This is a genomic window from Specibacter cremeus, assembly GCF_003946885.1.
Taxonomy (GTDB): Bacteria; Actinomycetota; Actinomycetes; order Actinomycetales; family Micrococcaceae; genus Specibacter; species Specibacter cremeus.
In genome coordinates, this window is the sequence record NZ_RWKQ01000050.1 from 1 (window position 1) to 20308 (window position 20308).

Genomic DNA, 20308 nt, shown 5'->3' on the forward strand with positions numbered 1-20308 from the left:
TAACTACTATTTTCCCAGCTCAGGGGGCACTTGTTCGGTTTAACACGCCCCAGTCAAAAAGTTCCTACTCGCGGATCCGGGTCTGACGCCCCCGGCGGGTAGATTGGCCCCATGAGCCTCCTCGCGCCAGGCACCATCGCACGGCTGCGGCTGGCCGCACAATGGCTGCTGCCCGGCCTGCGCCCGGCCGGGACCGACGTCGCCGACACCGTCCGCTGGATGACGGCACTGCAGGGCCAGGACTTCCCGGGGGCAATGTGGTCGATCGGCATGCGCACGCCGGGGGCGACGCGCGCCGACGTGGTCTCCGCGTTCAACGTCGGGGCGATCGTCCGCTCGTGGCCGATGCGAGGCACCCTGCACGTGACCGCGGCCGAGGACCTCGGCTGGATCATGGCAACGTGCGCGGGGCGCATCACCGGCTCGTTCACCGCGCGGCACCGGCAGCTGGGAATCACGGCGCCGGACGTCGAGCAGGCGGGGGAAGCCGCCCGGGCGCTGCTCGGGTCGGGCACCGGCCGGGCCACCCGGGAGGACCTGTTCGCCGCCTTCAACGCCGCCGGCCAGGCCACCGCCAACCAGCGCGGCATCCACCTGCTGTTGCTGCTGAGCCTGGCCGGGACGCTCGTGCAGGGACCGGTCAACGCGGCCGGCGGCAACGGCAACGGCCAGTTCTTCGTCCTGGCGGAGACGTGGATCCCGCATCCGCGCCGGCTCGAACGGGATGAGGCCGTTGCGGAGCTGGCGCTGCGCTATTTCCGCAGCCACGGCCCGGCCACCGCCAGGGACTTCCAGTGGTGGACCAAGTTGACGCTCGCCGAAATCCGGGCGGCATTGGCGCAGGTAGGGGCCCAACTGGCCGCCGTGGACGTGCGGGGGACCACGTATTGGATGGCCCCCGAAACCGCGGCCCTGCTGGATGGCGGCCCGGTGCCCGGCGGCCGGTCGCTGCTGCTCCCGCCCGGGTTCGACGAACTGCTGCTCGGGTACACCGACCGCACCGCGTCCCTGGACCCCGAACACGCCGAGCACACGGTACCCGGCAACAACGGCATGTTCCGTGCGACCGTGGTGGCGGGAGGCCGGGTCGTGGGCACCTGGCGCAAGGCACCCAAGGGGAGTGCCGGCGTCGTGCTTCCGGAACCGTTCGACGAGCTGGGACCGGGGCGGCAGCGGGCCCTGGCGAAGGCGTCGGCCGCCTACGCCGGGTTCCTGCGGGGCTGAGCCGCCGCGGCGGGCTTGCCCCGGCAAGGTAACATAACTAGGAGACTGGGGAATCTTCAACGAAGGGCCATGTATGGCAACCGCAACACTCTCCAGGCCGGCGCGTCCCGCCAGGGACAAGCACGTCACCGATTTCATCGCCCTGACCGAACGGGTCCGCGCCGCCGGGCTGATGAAACGGGAGATCCGCTGGTATGTGCGCCGGATGATCCGGTTGGGCCTGGGGTTCGCCGTCGTCGGCGTCCTGTTCACCACCCTCGGGCAGAGCTGGTGGCAGATGGTCACCGCCGTCCTGTTCGCCATCATGTGCACGCTGACGGGCTTCCTTTCGCACGACGCCGCCCACCGGCAGATTTTCGCCTCGGCGAAGAAGAACTCCTGGACCGCGCTCATCACCGGCAACCTTTTCGTGGGGCTGAGCCACGGCTGGTGGATGAACAAGCACGGCAAGCACCACGCCAACCCGAACAAGGTCGGCGTGGATGCGGACATTGCCGCCGGCGCGCTCGTCTTCGACCCGGAGTCCGCCTCGAGGCGGACCGGGTTCGCCAAGTGGTTCGCCGCCCGCCAGGGCTGGTTCTTCTTCCCGCTGCTGACCCTGGCCGCGCTGGACCTGCACGTCGGCTCGACGCGGCGGGTGCTCGGCAGCAAGCACGTGGTGCCGCACCGCTGGGTGGAGATCACGCTGCTGGTGGTGCGCCTGGTGCTGCTGCCGGCGGGTGTGTTGCTGTTCCTGGGGCCGTGGATCGGGCTGGCGTTCATCGTGGTGCAGGAGGTGGCCCTCGGGCTCTACATGGGCGGTTCGTTCGCCCCGAACCACAAGGGCATGCCGCTGGTGGCCAAGGACGTCAAGATCGATTTCATGCGCCGCCAGACGCTGATGAGCCGCAATATTTCCGGCGGCTGGCTGGTTGACGCCGGCATGGGCGGGCTGAACTACCAGATCGAGCACCACCTCTTCCCGACCATGTCCTCGCGCAACCTCAAGCGGGTGCAGCCGATGGTCCGGGCCTACTGTGCCGAGCGCCGCATCGCCTATACGGAGACCCGGCTGTGGCAGTCGTACATGATCGTGATGCGCTACCTCAACCGTGTCGGGCTGGGCCACCGCGACCCGTTCGAGTGCCCCGTCACGGCGCAGCTGCGTTCGGCGAGGTAGCCTTCAGGTCTGCCACGCCCGGCCGGTCACCGAGGTAGCGCCATCACGTCGAAGTGGCGGGACATCTCCCGGCACCTCGACGCTTTGGCGCTACCTCGACGAACACCCGGCGGTGGCTACAGGGTCCCTGTGGCGATCTTCAGCATGCGACGCAGCGGCTCGGCGGCGCCCCACAGCAGCTGGTCGCCGACCGTGAACGCGCTGATGTACTCCGGCCCCATCTCCATCTTGCGGATGCGGCCCACGGGGACGTCCAGCGTGCCGGAGGCGGCGACCGGGGTGAGGTCCGCCATGGACGCCTCCTTCGTGTTCGGCACCACCTTGGCCCACTCGTTGTCGTCCGCCAGCAGCTGCTCGATCTCGGCGACCGAGAGGTCCTCGCGCAGCTTCAGGGTCAGCGCCTGCGAATGCGAGCGCATGGCGCCGATGCGCACGCACAATCCGTCCATGATGACGCGGTTCTCTGCCGTGGTGCCGAGGATCTTGTTGGTCTCGACCCCGGCCTTCCACTCCTCCTTGGACTGGCCGTTGCCCAGGTCCGCGTCGATCCACGGGATCAGCGAGCCGGCCAGCGGCACGCCGAACTGGCTGGAGTCGATGCCCTCGCGCTGGTGGGCCAGGACCTTGCGGTCGATCTCCAGGATGGCCGACGCCGGGTCGTCCAGTTCGCTGGCGACCTCGCTGTTGAGCGTGCCGAACTGGTTCAGTAGCTCGCGCATGTGCCGGGCGCCGCCACCGGAGGCCGCCTGGTAGGTCATGGACGTGCCCCATTCGACCAGTCCGTTCGTGAACAGCCCGCCCAGGCCCATGAGCATGCAGGAGACGGTGCAGTTGCCGCCGATGAAATCCTTGGTGCCGTTCGCCAGGCCCTTGTCGATGACATCCCGGTTGACCGGGTCCAGGACGATGATGGAGTCGTCGTTCATGCGCAGCGTGGACGCGGCGTCCAGCCACAACCCGGCCCAGCCACGGCCGCGCAGCTCGGTGTGGACGCGCTTGGTGTAGTCGCCGCCCTGGGCGGTGACGACGATGGGCAGCTTGGCCAGCGTGTCAATGTCAAAGGCGTCTTCCAGCGTGCCGGTGCCGCCAATTTCCGGGGCCTTGCCGCCGGCGTTGGAGGTGGAGAAGAAGACGGGGTTGATGGCGGCGAAGTCGCCCTCATCCTGCATGCGTTGCATCAGGACGGAACCAACCATGCCGCGCCAGCCAACCAGGCCGACGGAGGGAACGCTGTTCAGGGTCATGAGGGCAAGTTTACCGGGGATCCGTGCGCGGCCCGGCGCCGGGGGCGGCCGCGCCGGCGCCCTGGGCGGCGATGCCGGCCGTCGTGGCCGCCGCTGCCCACCTGCTATAGCGTCAGCGTTCGGTTGACGACCCGTTCAGCGGCCTGGCGAAGCGTGTTGTTGTGCGCACGCGCATATCCGCGCAGCCGGGTGAAGGCCTCGACCATGTCCACCCTGCCGGTTTGGGCGATGACGCCCTTGGCCTGTTCGATGAGGATCCTGCTGTTGAGGGCGTGCTGCAACTGCTCGTTCACGATCGCGCTTTCACGCAGCGTGCGCTCCTGCAGGATGCTGATGGTTGCCACGTCCGCCAGCGCCTGGCCGATGGCGGCATCCTCCACATTGAGTTGGCCGGTCTCGCGTCGGAACAGGTTCAGGGCCCCGATGGTCCGGGCGCGCACGCGCATCGGGATGGCATGCACCGATCGGAATCCCTGCGCCAGGGCCGCTTCGGTGAAATCCGGCCACCTGTCAGCGGCGGCGTCGAGGTCGGCAACGGAGACGACCATGCCCGACGTATAGCACTCTACGCAGGGGCCCGCGCCCGCCTGGCGCTGGAGGGCCTCCACCAGGTGGCTCTCCTCGCTCGTGGACGCCAGCACCTGCAGCTCACCGTTGGGATCGGCCAGCAACAGCCCGGCCGCGGCCGTGTCGAGCAGACCGACGGATTCCTCCACCAGCGTATGGAGCAGGTCCACGACGTCGTAGTCGTCCACCAGCGTGTTGGAGAGTCTCACGAAAGCGGCGCTCACGAGGGAGGCCCGGCTCAAGGTCGCCATAAGCCAAATTGTACGACTCTCGGGTCGCGTGGCGTCAGGGCCGGGGCGGTGAGAAATCCAGGCGCCGGGCCACCACGTCGGCGGCGATCTCGCGCAGCGGACGCCCCTGGACGAAGGCGTGGGCGCGCAGCAACAGCAGGGCCTCCGTTGCGCCGACGCCGGCCTGGACCAGCACCATCCCGGTCGCCTGGTGGATCTCCCGGCGCGACAGGAAGGAATGCTCTACCGGCGCGCCGATCCCCCGATCATCCTGGACGGCCAGCAAGCGGGCCAGCAGCTCCCAGGCGGCCTGGTCGGCCAGCCCGACCACCCGGAGCCGTTCACTGGGGTCGAGCGCCCCCGGAGTGGACCGATAAAGTTCGACGACGCCCACGTCCAGGGCGCCCACGGTCAGGGGAAATACGAACAGGGCCCGCACGCCGAGTTCCAGCAGGGACTGCCCGAACACGGGCCATCGGGTGGTGTCATCGTGGCGCAGCCGGGCCATGAGCACCGGCCGGCGCAACCGCATGGCTTCCCAGCGCGGGCCTTCGCCCGGATCGAACTGCAGTTCCTCCAGGCGGGCCGCCACGGCGTCGCTGGCGCAGATGGACGTGCCGGGAAACGCGGTGCCCCCGATGGACACGGCGGCGCCCGTGATCGTGAGTGCGCGGACAAATGCCATGCACAGCCGCCGATCTGGCTGCCCGTCGCCGGGGACTTCGTGCCGAGCCATGGTCAACAGCCCTCCTGTGCCCGCGGTCCCCCGCCCTCTTCAGGATACGGTTGCGCGCTCGTCCGGTCAGCAGGCACGGGCTTCGAGTGGCACCCGGTGGACTCGAATCCTCCCGGACCATGGTAATGTTCGAGCAAATCCGGCCGGTGTGGGAGGAATAAGTGGAACCCGGGAAGCGTCCCACAATATCTGACGTCGCACAGAGGGCCGGGGTGTCCCGCACGACTGTCTCCCATGCGCTCAACGGACGCGGCTATGTCGATCCCCGAACCAGGGAGAATGTCCGCACGGCGGCGCAGCAACTGGGGTACCACCCCAATCTTCGGGCGCAGCGGCTTCGGACCGGGAGCGCCCAGGCCGTCGGCCTGGTGGCGTCGATGCCGGTCTCGGTTGCCGCCGGCCCCTCGCGGCTGGGGTTCTTTATGGAGGTGGCGGCCTCGGCGGCCGAAACGGCGTTGATGCACGGCTTCGCAATGCTCCTGGTGCCGCCGTTGGACACACAGCCCAAACTGGATCAGTTCGATATCGACGGCGCGATTGTGGTGGAGCCGGAGGAAAACGACCCCGCGACGGCTCAGCTGCGGGCCAATGGTGTCCCCGTGGTGAGCCTGGGCTGGCAGCCCGGAGCCAGGTCCGACATTCCCTATATTGACATGCAGTCGCAACTGACCGGAAAGCTGCTCCTGGAGCACCTTTACGACCAGGGAGCGCGCCGGATCGCACTGCTGGTCGGTTCGGAGAGCCGGCACTCATACCTTGATGTGGCAGACGCCTACGAGCAGTTCATTTCGGACCACGCGCTCGAACCGCTGGTCGTGCGGGTGGATGAGAATGAGGGCGAGGACGGCGGATATTCCGCCGTCCTCGCCCTCATGGATTCACATCCTGGGATTGACGGGATCTGCGCCCTGGTGGATGCCTTTGCCGTCGGAGTGGTCCGAGGTTTGAAGGAGCTGGGCCGCAGGATCCCGGAGGATGTCAGGGTGGTGACCCGCTACGACGGACTACGCGCGCAGACCTGTCAGCCGCCATTGACGGCGGTGAACCTGAACCTTAGCCAGGTGGCCGAACTCGCGATTGAATTACTCTTGGAGCATCGCGGCGGGGACCATTCGCGCCACGTTGTCCCCGGGCCGCCTCAGCAGCTGGTGCCCCGGGCCTCCTCCGTCGTCCCGGTCACGGAGCGTTCATCCGTGGACCAGGACAGCTATCCCTGACACGAGGGCGAAGCTCAGGACAATGGTGCGCATGCGCCGCCCGCTCAGACGGTGGTGAATGGCGGCACTGACCAGCGCTCCGACAGCAAGGGCCGGCAGCAGGAACACGGCCATACTGACCTGCTCCCCGGTGACCTTGCCCGTCACGCCCAGCAGGACCAGGGAGAGGATCTCTCCGACCAGGAAGCAGAATGCGACGGTGGACCGCAGCACCGGTGCGGGGCGGTGCTGGTAGGCCAGGACCAGGGGCGGGCCGCCGATTCCGGTTGCGGTTTCGGTTACGCCGGTGACCGCTCCGACCGCGATCAGCGCGGTCCGGCCCGCCGTGAAGGCCGGAACCAGCAGGGAGGCCAGGGCGGCGGCAATGGTGGATACTCCGATAAGGATGCTCAGCCCCGACGCGGGTACGGCGATCAGGACCCAGAATCCCACCACCGTGCCGGCGATGCGGCCGGCAGTGATCCACCCGGCCCCGTGAAGGTCGAGGGCGTGACGTTCCCGCCAGACCACGTAGGCATTGAGCGGGAGCATCAGGATCAGCAGCATCACCGGCAGCAGCGAAGGGGCGTAGATTCCGACAATCGGGGCGACGATCAGGGCGAATCCCATGCCGGTGCTTCCCTGGACCAGGGACGCGATGGCCACGGCCACGGCGGTGAGGATGAATAGTTCGGTAGTCAAGGTGATTCTCTCATTCAAGGTATCCGGGTGCGGAAGCTGATATTGGGACGGCGTCGTCAGTTGCCGACGAGGAGCGCCACATCGGCCGTGCTCCCTTGCCGCTGAACGCGATGCTCCGGCGCGGTGGGATGGAGCCGGCGCATCGGTGCCTGGGCAACGACACGGTGCGCCACCTCGCGGGCTTCCTGGAGGAAGGTATGGGCGTCCCAGTCCACCGGCCAGCCCTTGAAGAGCCGCAACTTTCCGCCGACGACGACGGCGCTGATCTGATCGCGGTTGGCGTACCGCACGAGTTCCCAGCTGGGATCCCAGGAGGGCTGCATTTCCGGGACAGCCCAGTCGAGCACCAGGAAATCGGCGGCTTTCCCGGGCGCGATTTCTCCGGTGATGGTGCCCAGCCCGGCAGCTTCCGCGCCGCCCTGGGTCCCATGGTGGAGCCAGGTCCAGCCGCCCCCGCAGGAGGAATCGCCGTTCTGGAGACCGTAGGTGAGCCGCTGGGCCATTTCCGCAGCATCGAGTAGCCGGAAGCCGTCGCTTCGGGTGCCGTCGGTGCCGATGCCGAAGCGGATCTTTCGTTCAGCCAGCGCCGTGGCCGGGGCAACTGCGTTGCCTTTCCACGCACTGGCAACGGGGTTGTAGCTGACCGCGCTGTCGGATTCTTCCAGGAGGCGCAGTTCGTAGGGGGTGAGCAGCGTCGCGTGCGCCGCCAGCAACTGCGGTCCCAGCGCCCCGATCGAGTGCAGATACTCGATCGGGCGCATGCCGCAGCGTTCGATGGAGCGCTCGACCGAGGCGAGATGTTCGTTGAGGTGGATCTGGAATACCGCGTTGGCGTCGTCGGCGAGCCTGGAGGTGTCCCGTAGAACGAGGTCGCTGGCCGCCTCGGGGATGGAAACCGCTAGAGAAGGGTGGACGAGGGGATCCGCGCTCCAACGGTTCAGGTGGTGTTCGGCCTCGCGCATGACTGTCGCGTGGGGGATCAGGGATCCGTCGACGGCGATGTCGTTGCAGACATAGCCCAGGACGCATCGCAGGCCCGCGTCGTTCGTCGCTGCGGCGATCGTACCGACGTCGACGCTGGCCCGTGTTCCGGCGTCACACACGGTGGTGAAGCCGCCGCGCAGGGATTCCAGGGCGGCCAGCTTGGCGGCCACGTAGATCGATTCGTCGTCAAGGTGCTGCTCCAAGGGCACCCATAGCCGGCGGAAGATTTCCGAGGGTTCGCCGAAGGCCATCGCTTTACCGAAGCTCTGCGTCAGGTGGTTGTGGGTGTCCACGAAGCCCGGCATCAGCAGGTGATCAGGCAACCGGACGGGCGTGAGGTGCGGGTTCGATGCCTGAAGGATCTCAGCGGGGCCGACTTCGCGGAAGACGCCGCCGGCGACGACCACACCGTGATCCCGGACCGGTCCCTCCGGCAGGAGCAGCAATTCCGGCAGCAGCAGCATCTCATTCTGCTCAAGGGCGCTGGGGTCGATCGTGTTCATCGTGTACCTTCCGTTTGGATCTGCGGCTCGAGAGCCGTTTCGAATTCATGGGGTTCATGCGAAATTTCAGTGACCTCAGTATTGGGGGCCGTGCGACGCCCGAGGTGGTGGAAGACGAAGTTCGTCAGTGCTCCAACGAAGGCCGTCATGGCCACCCCGCTGCCCAGCAGGATGGATGCGTTGACCGGCAGATGGGCGTACATGCCGGGGACCAGAATTGGCATCAGGCCGGCAGCCAAGGCGATGGCGGCGATGATCGTGTTGCGGTGATCGTTGAAATCAACGCGGCGCAGCATCCGGAAGCCCATCGCGATGATGATGGAAAACACGATGACCGCGGTGGCCCCGATGACGGCGGAGGGTATGCCCGCCATCAGGCGGCCCACCGGTGCCAGCACGCCGATGACGATCAGGATCACCCCGGCGCCAACGGTGACGAAGCGGGTCCGGACGCCGGTGGCCTGGACGATGCCGATGTTTTCACCGCTGGTGACTATCAGTGAGGTTCCGAACAGGCCTCCGAAAAGCGACATGATGGCATCGCCCCTAATGGTTTTTGGAGCGTCCCGCTCGATGACGATGTCCTTGCCGACGATCTCGCCGTTGAGGATGGTCTGCCCGGTCGCCTCGGCCATGGACGCGATGCTGAAGATCAGCAGCGGAAGGGAGGCAAGGATGTCGAATTGTGGCGGCCCGAACGGCAGGAACTGAGGCAAGGCAAGAATGCTGCCGGTGCCTACACCGCTGAAATTCGCCATGCCCAGCAGGGCGCCGAGGACCGTTCCGGCAAGCATCCCGAGCAGCACCGCGACCTGCCGCAGCCCGTTGCGCATCAGACGGTAGAAGAGCACGATGAAGCCGATGGTCGCGATACCCAGTCCAAGGTTGTTCAGGTTCCCGAAATCCTTCGAGCCGGGTTGCCCGGTGATCAGAAACGCCGACACCTGGACAAGGTTTACCCCGATGACCACGATCATCGTGCCGACCACTACCGTCGGAAAGAATCTCAACAGGCGGGTGAACAGGGGCAGGACCAGAAAGTAGAAGACACCGGTAAGGATGACGGCCCCGGTAGCCATCTGGAGTCCGTGCTGTTTCGCGATCATCAGGAACATGATGATGGGCGCACCGCCCGGAAGCATGACGAACGGAAGTTTCGCGCCGATTTTCCAGGGGCCGAAGGATTGGAGCAGCGTGCCCAGCCCGCTGAGGATAAAGGTGGCGCTGAGCAGGTTGGTGGTCAGCGATTCCGACAGGCCAAGGGTCTTGCTGACCAGGAAGACGGAGGACAGGGGCGTGGCCACCATGACCATAACATGCTGCAAGCTGAGGGGGACGAGCCGCCGCAACGGGGGAATCTCGTCCACGGGATGGCGATTTGTAAGTTTCATGATGCCTGACTTCTCTCAAAGGGGAGGAACGGACATCGCGGGCGGTGTCCGTAAATTGTCAAGGCCTCTGAGGCTGTGATGACTTGGTGGATCGAACAACGCTGTTGTCCACAGTCCCTCAGAAGTTCTCGTTCCTGCTTACCGGGAAGGTCGCTTGTGGCTATCCCAAATCGATTTGGGATAAGCCTGACCCTTTCCATGTATGGCTGTCAAGGGGTTCGCGCCAAGTCGACCGAAAGGTGCGGGAAATCCGGATGGATTGCCTGGCGTCCGGGCGGCACTGCTGCCCCGCCCGCTATGGGTAAGCCCGGTGCGTTGGCCGGTCGTCTTGGGCGCCCCTTTGAAGGTGCCGGGTTCGGCCCTGTCGACGTCGACGGGGCCGGGGCCAGCGGGCCCTACCCCCCCCTTGGCCGAAGGCACCCGCAAGCGGTAAAATGATTACGTTGCCCCGGACCCCGGCAGCGTACCGTCACGACGCCACCGATGCTGGAAAATCAACCCTCCAAAATCGGCCCTGCAGGTCAGCAGGCGGCGTCGCAGATTAATGCGCAACCCGCGGGATCGACGATGGGCAGCTTGAGCATTCGCTCCAGTGCCGCAATCCGGCTCTCATCCCTCCGCCCCCGCTCGATGCGTTCCGACCGGTCGACACCGGTCCTGTGGAGATTTGGCACAAGGAGTCCGCGATGAGCACAACACCAGGGGCAGCCCGCACACCGGGACACCGGCGCTGGCACCGGGGAGGGCACGGCGACGCGGCGGCCAGGCACGACGGCCGGGATCGCACCAGCGTGGTCGGCCGGGAGCGGGCAACATACGGCGGCATCAAGCTCGGCTCCGCGTTCTTCGGTTGGCTCACCGCGACGGGCACGGCCGTGCTGTTGACCGCGTTGGCGGCCGGTGCAGGTGCCGTCGTCGCCTTGGCCTCCGGGAACAACGCCACCGGCAACACAGCCACCATGGGGGTCACCGGGGTCATAGTCCTGCTGGTAGTCCTGTTTGTCTCGTATTATTGCGGCGGGTACGTCGCGGGGCGGATGGCGCGGTTCAACGGACTGACCCAGGGCTTGTTTGTTTGGCTGTGGGCCGTGGCCATCGCCGTCGTTGTGGCAATCGTCGCCGCCGTCGCCGGCAACAAGTTCGACATCCTGGGGCGGCTCAACAGCTTCCCGCGCCTGCCGTTCAACGAAGGCAACCTGACCGCCGTCGGTGTCCTGGCCGTCGTCGTCGCGGCCGCCGCCGCGTTGGCCGGGGCACTCCTGGGCGGGCTGGCCGGCATGCACTTCCACCGGAAGGTGGACCGCGCCGGGTTCGACACCGCGCCGCGGGATGCGGCGTCTCCCGGAGAGGAGGCGTCGCCATGAGTACGCAGACAACCGGTGGGCCGGCCCCGGCTCCGCAGGTCCGGCCCAACCGCATGGTCAACGGCTACGTCACCCTGTTGAAGACGGTGCGGGAGGCCGGCTTGCTGCGCCGCCGACGCCGCTTCTACCTCACGCTCTTCATCGTCCTGTTGCTGTTGCTGGCGGCGGCCTGGACCGGGTTTGCGGTCATCGGCCAGTCCTGGTTCCAGCTGGTCATCGCGGCGGTCCTGGGCGTTCTCTTCACTCAGTTCGGTCTGTTGGCACACGAGGCGGCACACCACCAGGTGTTCGCGTCCCGGGGCGCCAACGACTGGTTCGGCAGGCTGCTGGGCATCACCCTTGTCGGGATTAGCTTCGGCTACTGGAATGACAAGCACAGCCGGCACCACACCAACCCGAACACCATTGGCCGGGACCCGGACATCAAGCCGGGCACCATCGTCTTCTACCCGGAGGCCGCGGCCGAGCGGCACGGACTGATGGCGGCGGTCGCCCGGCGGCAGGGCTATCTCCTGTTCGTGATCCTGCCGTTCCTGGGCGTGGCGCTGCACGTCGACTCGTTCAAGTTCCTGCTGCGCCATGCCCGGACCGAGCACCGGTGGCTGGAATTGGGCAGCATCACCGCGCGGCTGTGCCTGTTGCTGGGCATCGCGTTCCTCTACCTGCCGCTCGGCATGGCGTGCGCGTTCGTCGCCGTGCAACTGGGCGTCTTCGGCTTTTACATGGGCGCCTCGTTCGCACCCAACCACAAGGGCATGCCCATCCTGCCGGCGAACAGCCGCGTCGACTTCCTCAACCGCCAGGTGCTCACCTCGCGCAACATCGCCGGTGGTTCGTTCATCAGGACGCTGCTGGGCGGGCTGAACCATCAGGTGGAGCATCACCTGTTTCCGGACATGCCGCGCCCACAGCTTCCCGCTGCGGCCGTGATTGTCCGCGAGTACTGCCGCGAGAACAACATCGCCTACACGGAGACGTCGCTGCTCGGGTCGTACCTGATCGTGGTGCGCTACCTGAACCGGGTGGGCTTGTCCGCGGTGGACCCGTTCGAGTGCCCGCTGGCGGGGCAGCTGCGGCGACGGTAGGCCGGTCAGCCGGCCGCCAGATCGTCGCGGGCCCACGTGACGATGCGGTATTCGGTGCCGTTGCCGGACGTGTGCCAGCCGTCCGCCGGTGCGGCGTCCCGGAGCGACCACCCCGGGCCGAGGGGCGGCGCCTGGGTGTCTCCGGGCACGTCGGTGTTGATGACGGTGACGACGGCGACGGTGGCCTGCGCCAGCACCTGCCCGAACACCTGCCCGCCGCCGATCACCCAGATTTCCTCCGCACCGGGGGAGCGGCGCGCCTCCTCCAGCGCTTGCGGCACCGAATGGACGACGACGGCGCCGCCCGCCTCGGGCGTGCCGGCCCAGCCGGGTTGCGCGGTCACCACGATGTTCGTGCGGTCCGGCAGGGGGCGGAACCTCGCCGGGAACGAATCCCACGTCTTGCGGCCCATGACGACCGGGTGGCCGGCGGTGGTCCGCTTGAAATGGGCCAGATCCTCGGGCAGGTGCCACGGCATGCCGCCGTCCCGGCCGATCACGCCGTCGGTGGTCTGTGCCCAGATCATGCCGATGAAGGGGACGGGACGCGGGAGGCCCTCGGCGCTCATACGGCGATCGGCGCCTTGATGGTCGGGTGGTGCCGGTAGTCCAGCAGTTCGAAGTCCTCGAGGGTGTAGTCGAGGATGGAGTCCGGCTTCCGCACGAATCTCAGCTGCGGATATGGGTAGGGAACACGCGCGAGCTGCTCGGTGACCTGGGCGACGTGGTCGTCGTAGATGTGCACGTCGCCGCCGGTCCACACGAACTCGCCGGGCTCCAGGTCCAGCTGGTGCGCCACCATGCGTGTGAGCAACGCGTACGAGGCGATGTTGAACGGCACGCCCAGGAACATGTCGGCGCTGCGCTGGTACAGCTGGCAGCTGAGCCTGCCCGGGCCGTCGGGTTGTGGCTCCACGTAGAACTGGAAGAAGGCATGGCACGGCGGTAGCGCCATGTCCTTGATTTCCGCCACGTTCCAGGCCGAGACGATGTGCCGGCGGGAATCCGGGTTGTTGCGCAGGGACTCCATCACCGCGGCGATCTGGTCGATGTGGCCACCGTCGGGCGTCGGCCAGGAGCGCCACTGGACGCCATAGACCGGGCCCAGCTCGCCGTCGTCGTCCGCCCATTCGTTCCAGATCCTGACCCCGTGCTCCTGCAGCCAGCGCACATTGGAGTCGCCGCGCAGGAACCACAGCAGCTCCAGCGCCACGGACTTGAAATGCACGCGCTTGGTCGTGACGAGCGGGAAGCCGTCCGCCAGGTCGAAGCGGATCTGGCGGCCGAACACGCTGCGCGTGCCCGTGCCGGTGCGGTCGGATTTGGCGACGCCGTGGTCCATGACGTCGCGCAGCAGGTCCTCATATGGGGTGCGGATGCTCACGGGTACAGCTTACCGGGCGGGCTGGAAGTTGGTCGGAAGCAGCCAGGACGCAACCGCCGGGACGGCGAGGGGGCCCAGACCATGGGGTTCGCGATTTTGGTGGGTGGCGTGCATTCAGCCTGCCGCCAGCGTCAATTCCCCAGATAACGCCCGTTCGCCGGGGCTACACCTGCGTTATCTGGGGAATTGACGCGGCCAGCTGACAGGCTCGACCGCCGGGCCAGGCCTGCCGTCGCCCGTCACCTTTCATTCCTCACCATGTGCGGGTGCCTGAGGCCAACACCCGCACGTATCGAAGAACCAGGGAAGCGTCGTACGGGTCAGTCGTCGTACGGCTTGTGCGCCTCCAACGCGACGATCGTGCCCGGCGCCGCGACGGACACGTGCGCCACGAGCATCTCGCCGGGGGCCAGGTGCGGGTCCGTCCCGGGCAACGCATCGGCCAGGCCGTCGTCCATGTGGTCGGCGAGCGTGGCCAGCACGGTCGGCAGCACGGGCCGGTGGGTGCACACGGCCACGGGCGTGCCCTTGGCCAGCAGCCGGTCGAACAGGGCGCCCACCTTCGCCGGCTTGCGCTTGTGGTCGGCCTCCGTGAGCCAGTGGGTGACCTTGACCTTCGCCCGGGACGCCTGCGCGTACGGGGCGATCGTGGTCAGGCAGCGCACCCACCCGCTCGTGACGACCTTGTCCGGGTGCCACGCCATGAGCAGCCGCTGCACGTACAACGCCTGCCGCTTGCCGGTGGCCGCCAACGGACGCTCGCCCTCGGCGCGGGTCCACGCCGAGCGCGGCTTCGCCTTTGCATGGCGCACCACGATCAGCGGCCACGTCTCCAGCCGGCCGGCCTCATGCGCCGCCGCGAGCGCATCGAGCGGGACGACGTCGGACGGGTTCGTCAGCAGGCCGCGCGCCTTCCCGACCTGGCACCACAGGACGGTGTCGACCTCCTTGCCGTCCGGCAGCGGCGGCATGTCCCCCGTGGCCGCGGCCCAGTAGTGGACCTCTTTCAGCCCCGGTTTCACCGGGTACCGGATGGTCGGCAGCGGGATGCCCAGCTTGATCGGCAACCCCACCTCCTCGGCCACCTCGCGCACCGCGCATTCGGGCAGCGTCTCGCCTTGGTCCAGTTTGCCCTTGGGCCAGGACCAGTCGTCGTATCGTTGCCGGTGGATCAGCAGCACCTCGAGCTGCTTCCTCCTGACCCGCCAGCACAGCGCGCCCGCCGCGCGGACGGCGATGCCGTTGCCGCCGCCGTCGCTCCCCTCGAACAGGTGTTCGGCGCTGCGCATCAGAGGCGGTTGGCCGACCGCTGCCGGGTCCGGCCGGCCAGCAGCCACGACTGGACGTCGCTGAGCGGGTCGCCGTCGACATCGAGGTGGTGGCGCAGCCACTGCCCCTGGTCATCGAGGTGCCAGCTGGCGGTGCGATCGTCGAGGTACCTGTCGAGCAGCGCGTTCACGTCGGCGATGTCGTCCCGGTTCCCGAGCCGGACCAGCGCCTCGACGCGGCGGTCCAGATTGCGGTGCATCATGTCGGCCGAGCCGATGTACACGACCGGGTCGCCACCGTTCGCGAACGTGAAAACGCGCGAGTGCTCCAGGAACCGGCCCAGGACCGAGCGGACCGTGATGTTCTCGCTCAGGCCGGGCACGCCGGGGCGCAGCGAGCAGATGCCGCGCACGATCACGCCCACCTCGACACCCGCCTGGGAGGCCCGGTAGAGGGCGTCGATGATGGCCTCGTCGACCATCGAGTTGACCTTGATGCGCACACGCCCCGGCCGGCCGGACCGCGCGTTCGCGATCTCCTGGTTGATGCGGTCGACCAACCCCGAACGCACCGAGCGCGGCGCCACGAGCAGGCGCTCGAACGTGGACTTCGGCGCGTAGCCGGAAAGCTGGTTGAACAGCCGTGAGAGGTCCTCGCCCACCTGCTCGTCGGCCGTCAAGAGCCCCAGGTCCTCGTAGTAGCGGGCCGTGCGCGGATGATAGTTGCCGGTGCCGATGTGGCAGTAACGGCGCAGTCCGTCCTGCTCCTGGCGCACCACCAGGGACAGCTTGCAGTGCGTCTTGAGCCCGACGATGCCATACACGACGTGCACGCCGGCCTGCTCCAGCGTCCGCGCCCAGGAGATGTTCGCCTGCTCGTCGAAGCGGGCCTTGATCTCCACGAGCGCCAGCACCTGCTTGCCGGACTCGGCCGCGTCCACCAGGGCATCGACGATCGGGGAGTCGCCGGAGGTGCGGTACAGGGTCTGCTTGATGGCGCGGACCTTCGGATCGGCCGCGGCCTGTTCCAGGAACGCCTGCACCGAGGTCGAGAACGAATCGTAGGGATGGTGCAGCAGGATGTCGCGCCGGCGCATGGCGGCAAAGACGTTCGCCGCCTTGGACGTCTCGGACTCGTTCAGGTACCGGGACGTGTGCGCCACGTGTTTCGGATAGCGCAGGTCGCTGCGGTCGATCCCGCCGATGACGGACAGGCCGCGCAGGTCCAGCGGCGCCGGCAGCGCGTACACCTCGGAGTCCTCGACGTCGAGCTCGCGCACCAGCAGGGCCCGGACGTTCGGGTTGATGTCGGTGGTCACCTCGAGCCGCACGGGCGGGCCGAAGCGCCGGCGCAGCAGCTCCTTCTCCAGCGCCTGCAACAGGTTCTCGGCGTCGTCCTCCTCAACCTCCAGGTCCTCGTTGCGGGTGACCCGGAACGTGTGCTGCTCAAGGACGTCCATGCCGGGGAACAGCTGGTCCAGGTGTTGGCCGATCACCTCCTCCAGCGGGATGAACCGGGCCACCCGCCCGGGCACGGTGCCGGCGCGCGGGCCGTCCACGGACACGAGCCGGGGCAGCTGGTCCGGCACCTTCACACGGGCGAACAGCTCCTTCTCGCTGACCGGATTGCGGACCACGACGGCAAGGTTCAGCGATAGCCCGGAGATGTACGGGAACGGATGGGCCGGGTCGACGGCCAGCGGCGTGAGGATCGGGAAGACCTTCTCGGAGAACATCGTGCCAAGCCGGTCCTTGGACGCCTCGTCCAGTTCGTCCCAGTGCACCAGGTGGATGTTCTCGTACGCCAGCGCCGGCCGGATCTGGTGTGCGAACACCTGGGCGTGTCGGGCCTGCAGCTTGTGCGCGGCGTCGCTGATCTGCTCCAGCACCTCGATCGGACTCAGCCCGGCCGGCGACGGCACGGCCAACCCGGTGGCGATGCGGCGCTTGAGGCCGGCAACGCGCACCATGAAGAACTCGTCAAGGTTGGAGGCGAAGATGGACAGGAAGTTCACCCGCTCCAGCAGGTACAAATCCGGGTCCTCGGCCAGCTCCAGCACGCGGGCGTTGAACGCCAGCCAGCTCAGCTCGCGGTCCAGGAAGCGGTCGCCGCTGATGTCCCCGTCGGGGATCTGGCTCGGCTCGAACTCCGGGATGTCGATGCGGTCCTGGGTGGCGCGGGCGGCCTGCACCTCGGAGGAGCCGAATCGTTCCAGGCCCAGCGTGGAGCCCGTGCCGGACGGGCCCAGTCTTTCCGCGTTCATGGTCGACCCCTCACAGTAGACGCTTGAAGTTGATTTAACACTACAAGCAGGTGCCGGGCACTACGGTGCGATCGGCGCGTACATCACGTCCGCGTCCCAGCGGGTGAAGCCGAGCTTGTGGTAGAGGGCGACGGCGGCCGTGTTGTCGGCGTCGACGTACAGCATGATCGATGCCAGCCCGGCCTTGTGCAGGTGCTCGATCCCGCGCACCGTCAGCAACCGTCCCAGCCCCCGTCCCTGTGCCGCCGGGGTGACGCCGACGACGTACACCTCGCCCATGGGGGCGGCGCCGCCCACGCCCGGGTGCACCTTCGTCCAGTGGAAGCCTAGGATCGTGTCCGACGCGTCGACGGCCAGGAAGAAACCGGCCGGATCGAACCAGGGCTCGGCCATGCGCGCCCGCAGATCGGCGAGCGTCATGGCGCCCTGCTCCGGGTGGTGGGCGAAGGCGGCGGCGTTCGCCGCCAGCCAGGGCCCCTCGTCCTGGTGCGGGACAAACGTCCGCAACGTCACGCCGTCGTCCATCAGCCGCGCCGGCAGCGGCGAGGTGACGGGCGGTTCCGGGTTGCGCCGCACCAGGCGCATCCGCCACAGTTCGCGCACGGCATGGAAGCCGTAGGTGGCCGCGAGGTCGGCGGCGGCCTCATGGTTGCCGTGCGACCAGGCCTTCAGCCCGGCGAGCCCGCGCACATCCCGCAGCCGGTCCACGAGCAGCTCGCCGACGCCCTGGTTGCGGTAGGTGGGGCGCACCACCAGTTCCAGCACGCCCTCGCCGCCGTGCAGCACGACGACGGCGGCACCCGCGAGGGCCTGCGCGGTCGACGGGTCGGAATGCTCCTCGGGGGCGTAGGCGGCCAGCGTCAGCAGCGTGTCCTCGTCGGCGTCCGGGTTCCTGAGGTTCACGAGCGTCTGCTCGGACAGCGGCGGGTTGCCGTCCGCCGCCCCGGCCGCGTCGACCAGGGCGGACAGGTCACGCAACAGTTCGGGATCGGGAGCGCCCGGGGTCACCACGACGGGCCAGTTCTCAGTCTTCGCGCGGCTCATGAGCCCAGCCTAGACCCCACGCCCTCCCGTTGATCCATCGCTGGCGCGATGTGCCAACGGGTCCCTCGGGCGTGTGGGCCCGATTTGCGCGCGCGCCGGTCCTGTCCTAGAGTTTTGGGGTCGGCCGCGATACGTTCGCTGGGTCGGCGCGAGGGGGATGCACCAGTCGGGGTGCCCTCGATACGTTCGACCCGTATGTCCTCCACTCATCCACCCAACTGGTGGTCACATGTTGCACGGAATCCGCGGATTTTGGGCCACAAGTGACCACCAGTTGGCTGTTTAAGGGGTGGTCAGCTCGTCCTCGGACACGCGGGCCACGGTCAGCCGGTACCCGACATTGCGGACGGTGCTGATCAGCTTCTCGTGGTCGGCGCCCAGCTTGGCCCGCAGACGCCGCACGTGCACATCCACCGTCCGGGTGCCGCCGTAATAGTCGTAGCCCCACACCTCGTTGAGCAGCTGCGCCCGGGTGAACACCCGCCCCGGATGCTGGGCGAGGTACTTGAGCAGCTCGAACTCCTTGTACGTCAGGTTCAGGGCCTGCCCGTGCACGCGGGCCGTGTAGCTGCCCTCGTCGATGACGACCCCGGAGGCGTGGATCTCCGAGCTGGCCTCCTCCTCGTCCGCCGAAGCACGCGTCAGGGCCAGGCGCAGGCGGGCCTCCACCTCGGCCGGGCCGGCCGAATCGAGGATGATGTCGTCGGCCGCCCAGCTGGCCGAGATGGCGGCCATGCCGCCCTCGGTCAGGATCAGGATCAGCGGCACCGACAACCCGGTGGACTTCAACAACCGGGTCAGCGACCGGGCGCCGGCCAGGTCCTTGCGCGCATCCACCATGACGGCGTCGCAGGGTTCGGCCTCCAGCAGCGCGGTGGGCGCGCCCGGCAGGATGTGGATGTGGTGGTTGAGCAGCTCGAGGGCCGGAAGGACGTCGACCGACGAACCGGAGCTGTTGGTCAGCAACAGTATGTGCGACATGCTTCCTCCAAAGTGCGTAGAGCGCATCTTTGAGCGTTGTCTCCAGCGCCCGGGAACGGTCACGGGGAAATCCACCGGGCCACGGGTTGTTCCACAGTGTACCGCCACCATAGGGCAGGATTGGAGTGTGAAGACTTCCATCATGGGCCCCGCCGCCATCATTGCGCTCGCCGCCATAGTGGTCGGACCCCAGCTGGGGGTGGGGTACAGCGTGGGCGTGGGCGTCGTGTTGGCCATCGTGTTCGGGTTCGGGTGGCCGCACTACCTGCGGATCCCGGCACGGAAGACGCTCGGGACCGTGATCGCCGTCGCCGGCGCCGCATCGGCGGTCGCCGCCGGTCTCACCCCGGGGCCGGAATACCTGAAGTGGACGCCAGTGTTCGTGGCCCTGGGTTTCGGCGCCGTCATGGTCGTGCAACTCATTCGCGGCACCGGCCAGCCGCACCGCCTGGAGTCCACGCTCGGCGCCGGGGTCGGCGTCGTACTGGCCTCCCTGGGTTGCGGCTGGGTCGCCGCCTACCGCTTCGTCGGCGAACCGGGCATGTTCCGCATCACGGGCGTCAGCGCGCTCGTGGCGTTGCTCGTCGGCATGATCCGGTGGCCGGACCGGGTGATCGCGCCGTTGGCCGTCGTCCTGGCCGCGCTCGCCGGGCCGCTGGCGGCCCTGCTGTTCTCCGAGGTGCACATTGTCGCGGCCGCCGTGATCGGGGCGCTGATGGCCGCCATCATCATCAGCTTCCGGCGCCTGGCCACGCTGTCCGCACCGCCGGCCACCGCGGCCGGGGCCGTCTCCATGGCCGTGGCCCCGATCCTGTCGCTGGGCGCGCTCGTCTATTTCATCGACAAGCTGCTCCTCACCTAGTCCCCACGCCCTCCCGTTGACCCATCGCTGGCGCGATGTGCCCACGGGTCCCTCGGGCGTGTGGGCCCACCCACGCCCTCCCACCGCTCGCAAGCTCGCGGCCGTGGGCCCAGCCCGGAT

The 20308-nt window shown here is 67.9% G+C and carries 18 protein-coding genes; 6 read left to right on the forward strand and 12 right to left on the reverse strand.

What is annotated here, in order from left to right; translation table 11 throughout:
* The first annotated feature begins 111 nt into the window (after nucleotides 1-111).
* Nucleotides 112-1224 carry a winged helix DNA-binding domain-containing protein gene (locus tag EJC77_RS16760; protein WP_125615275.1) on the forward strand — a complete coding sequence of 371 codons (1113 nt, stop codon included), beginning with the start codon at nucleotides 112-114 and terminating at the stop codon, nucleotides 1222-1224.
* A 73-nt stretch (nucleotides 1225-1297) separates the two neighbouring features.
* The gene (locus EJC77_RS16765) at nucleotides 1298-2383 is read left to right on the forward strand and encodes a fatty acid desaturase family protein (protein WP_125615278.1); all 1086 of its coding nucleotides are present in this window, start codon (nucleotides 1298-1300) and stop codon (nucleotides 2381-2383) included.
* Between the two features lie 116 nt (nucleotides 2384-2499).
* On the opposite strand, the gene asd is transcribed toward EJC77_RS16765, so the two are convergent.
* The 3 genes from asd to EJC77_RS16780 form a co-directional block, all read right to left on the reverse strand.
* Complete coding sequence (gene asd / locus EJC77_RS16770) at nucleotides 2500-3627, reverse strand: aspartate-semialdehyde dehydrogenase (RefSeq protein ID WP_125615281.1); 1128 nt, start codon at nucleotides 3625-3627, stop codon at nucleotides 2500-2502.
* A 104-nt stretch (nucleotides 3628-3731) separates the two neighbouring features.
* Nucleotides 3732-4445 (reverse strand): GAF and ANTAR domain-containing protein, encoded by a 714-nt coding sequence (locus tag EJC77_RS16775; RefSeq protein ID WP_125615284.1) that lies wholly within the window; start codon nucleotides 4443-4445, stop codon nucleotides 3732-3734.
* Nucleotides 4446-4479: 34 nt separating this feature from the next.
* The gene (locus EJC77_RS16780; protein ID WP_240630329.1) at nucleotides 4480-5109 is read right to left on the reverse strand and encodes a GAF and ANTAR domain-containing protein; all 630 of its coding nucleotides are present in this window, start codon (nucleotides 5107-5109) and stop codon (nucleotides 4480-4482) included.
* Between the two features lie 212 nt (nucleotides 5110-5321).
* On the opposite strand from EJC77_RS16780, the gene EJC77_RS16785 reads away from it, so the two are divergent.
* Entirely contained in the window at nucleotides 5322-6377 is a 1056-nt protein-coding gene (locus EJC77_RS16785) for a LacI family DNA-binding transcriptional regulator (protein ID WP_125615289.1), read from the forward strand.
* On the opposite strand, the gene EJC77_RS16790 is transcribed toward EJC77_RS16785, so the two are convergent.
* Genes EJC77_RS16790 through EJC77_RS16800 form a run of 3 tightly spaced genes read right to left on the reverse strand, consistent with a single transcriptional unit; the run spans nucleotide 6348 to nucleotide 9936 of the window.
* A complete protein-coding gene (locus tag EJC77_RS16790; RefSeq protein WP_125615292.1) occupies nucleotides 6348-7058 on the reverse strand; it encodes a sulfite exporter TauE/SafE family protein in 711 nt (236 codons plus the stop codon). The genes EJC77_RS16785 and EJC77_RS16790 overlap by 30 nt on opposite strands.
* 56 nt (nucleotides 7059-7114) lie before the next feature.
* Entirely contained in the window at nucleotides 7115-8545 is a 1431-nt protein-coding gene (locus EJC77_RS16795) for an amidohydrolase family protein (protein ID WP_125615294.1), read from the reverse strand.
* Nucleotides 8542-9936, reverse strand: coding sequence for a uracil-xanthine permease family protein (locus EJC77_RS16800; RefSeq protein ID WP_125615297.1), 1395 nt, complete (start codon nucleotides 9934-9936; stop codon nucleotides 8542-8544). The genes EJC77_RS16795 and EJC77_RS16800 overlap by 4 nt, the downstream gene beginning before the upstream one ends.
* A 686-nt stretch (nucleotides 9937-10622) precedes the next feature.
* Here EJC77_RS16800 and EJC77_RS16805 point away from each other — a divergent pair.
* Together EJC77_RS16805 and EJC77_RS16810 are read left to right on the forward strand one after the other, a co-directional pair.
* Entirely contained in the window at nucleotides 10623-11300 is a 678-nt protein-coding gene (locus EJC77_RS16805) for a hypothetical protein (RefSeq protein ID WP_205787435.1), read from the forward strand.
* Nucleotides 11297-12385 carry a fatty acid desaturase family protein gene (locus tag EJC77_RS16810; RefSeq protein ID WP_125615300.1) on the forward strand — a complete coding sequence of 363 codons (1089 nt, stop codon included), beginning with the start codon at nucleotides 11297-11299 and terminating at the stop codon, nucleotides 12383-12385. The genes EJC77_RS16805 and EJC77_RS16810 overlap by 4 nt, the downstream gene beginning before the upstream one ends.
* Nucleotides 12386-12390: 5 nt before the next feature.
* Here EJC77_RS16810 and EJC77_RS16815 read toward each other — a convergent pair whose 3' ends face one another.
* The 6 genes from EJC77_RS16815 to EJC77_RS16840 all read right to left on the reverse strand — a co-directional run bounded on the left by EJC77_RS16815 (nucleotide 12391) and on the right by EJC77_RS16840 (nucleotide 19326).
* On the reverse strand, nucleotides 12391-12954 hold the full coding sequence (locus EJC77_RS16815) for a dihydrofolate reductase (RefSeq protein WP_125615303.1): 564 nt from the start codon (nucleotides 12952-12954) through the stop codon (nucleotides 12391-12393).
* A complete protein-coding gene (locus EJC77_RS16820; protein ID WP_125615306.1) occupies nucleotides 12951-13769 on the reverse strand; it encodes a thymidylate synthase in 819 nt (272 codons plus the stop codon). Before EJC77_RS16820 ends, EJC77_RS16815 begins: the two co-directional genes overlap by 4 nt.
* 320 nt (nucleotides 13770-14089) lie before the next feature.
* A complete protein-coding gene (locus EJC77_RS16825) occupies nucleotides 14090-15058 on the reverse strand; it encodes an NUDIX hydrolase (protein WP_125615309.1) in 969 nt (322 codons plus the stop codon).
* Nucleotides 15058-17301, reverse strand: a complete 2244-nt coding sequence (locus tag EJC77_RS16830; RefSeq protein WP_125615313.1) for an RNA degradosome polyphosphate kinase — start codon at nucleotides 17299-17301, stop codon at nucleotides 15058-15060. The genes EJC77_RS16825 and EJC77_RS16830 overlap by 1 nt, the downstream gene beginning before the upstream one ends.
* Nucleotides 17302-17361: 60 nt before the next feature.
* Nucleotides 17362-18345 carry a mycothiol synthase gene (gene mshD / locus EJC77_RS16835; protein WP_125615316.1) on the reverse strand — a complete coding sequence of 328 codons (984 nt, stop codon included), beginning with the start codon at nucleotides 18343-18345 and terminating at the stop codon, nucleotides 17362-17364.
* 282 nt (nucleotides 18346-18627) lie between these two features.
* Nucleotides 18628-19326, reverse strand: coding sequence for a winged helix-turn-helix transcriptional regulator (locus EJC77_RS16840; RefSeq protein ID WP_125615319.1), 699 nt, complete (start codon nucleotides 19324-19326; stop codon nucleotides 18628-18630).
* A 127-nt stretch (nucleotides 19327-19453) separates the two neighbouring features.
* Between EJC77_RS16840 and EJC77_RS16845 the strand changes: the two genes are divergently transcribed.
* Nucleotides 19454-20188, forward strand: coding sequence for a permease (locus tag EJC77_RS16845; protein ID WP_125615322.1), 735 nt, complete (start codon nucleotides 19454-19456; stop codon nucleotides 20186-20188).
* The last annotated feature ends 120 nt before the right edge of the window (nucleotides 20189-20308 follow it).

Excerpts from the sequence above, each read along its gene's own strand:
- EJC77_RS16760 (WP_125615275.1), top strand. The coding sequence starts at position 112 with ATGAGCCTCCTCGCGCCAGGCACCATCGCACGGCTGCGGCTGGCCGCA.
- EJC77_RS16765 (WP_125615278.1), top strand. The coding sequence starts at position 1,298 with ATGGCAACCGCAACACTCTCCAGGCCGGCGCGTCCCGCCAGGGACAAG.
- asd (WP_125615281.1), bottom strand. The coding sequence starts at position 3,627 with ATGACCCTGAACAGCGTTCCCTCCGTCGGCCTGGTTGGCTGGCGCGGC.
- EJC77_RS16775 (WP_125615284.1), bottom strand. The coding sequence starts at position 4,445 with ATGGCGACCTTGAGCCGGGCCTCCCTCGTGAGCGCCGCTTTCGTGAGA.
- EJC77_RS16780 (WP_240630329.1), bottom strand. The coding sequence starts at position 5,109 with ATGGCATTTGTCCGCGCACTCACGATCACGGGCGCCGCCGTGTCCATC.
- EJC77_RS16795 (WP_125615294.1), bottom strand. The coding sequence starts at position 8,545 with ATGAACACGATCGACCCCAGCGCCCTTGAGCAGAATGAGATGCTGCTG.
- EJC77_RS16800 (WP_125615297.1), bottom strand. The coding sequence starts at position 9,936 with ATGAAACTTACAAATCGCCATCCCGTGGACGAGATTCCCCCGTTGCGG.
- EJC77_RS16805 (WP_205787435.1), top strand. The coding sequence starts at position 10,623 with ATGAGCACAACACCAGGGGCAGCCCGCACACCGGGACACCGGCGCTGG.
- EJC77_RS16810 (WP_125615300.1), top strand. The coding sequence starts at position 11,297 with ATGAGTACGCAGACAACCGGTGGGCCGGCCCCGGCTCCGCAGGTCCGG.
- EJC77_RS16815 (WP_125615303.1), bottom strand. The coding sequence starts at position 12,954 with ATGAGCGCCGAGGGCCTCCCGCGTCCCGTCCCCTTCATCGGCATGATC.
- EJC77_RS16825 (WP_125615309.1), bottom strand. The coding sequence starts at position 15,058 with ATGCGCAGCGCCGAACACCTGTTCGAGGGGAGCGACGGCGGCGGCAAC.
- EJC77_RS16830 (WP_125615313.1), bottom strand. The coding sequence starts at position 17,301 with ATGAACGCGGAAAGACTGGGCCCGTCCGGCACGGGCTCCACGCTGGGC.
- mshD (WP_125615316.1), bottom strand. The coding sequence starts at position 18,345 with ATGAGCCGCGCGAAGACTGAGAACTGGCCCGTCGTGGTGACCCCGGGC.
- EJC77_RS16840 (WP_125615319.1), bottom strand. The coding sequence starts at position 19,326 with ATGTCGCACATACTGTTGCTGACCAACAGCTCCGGTTCGTCGGTCGAC.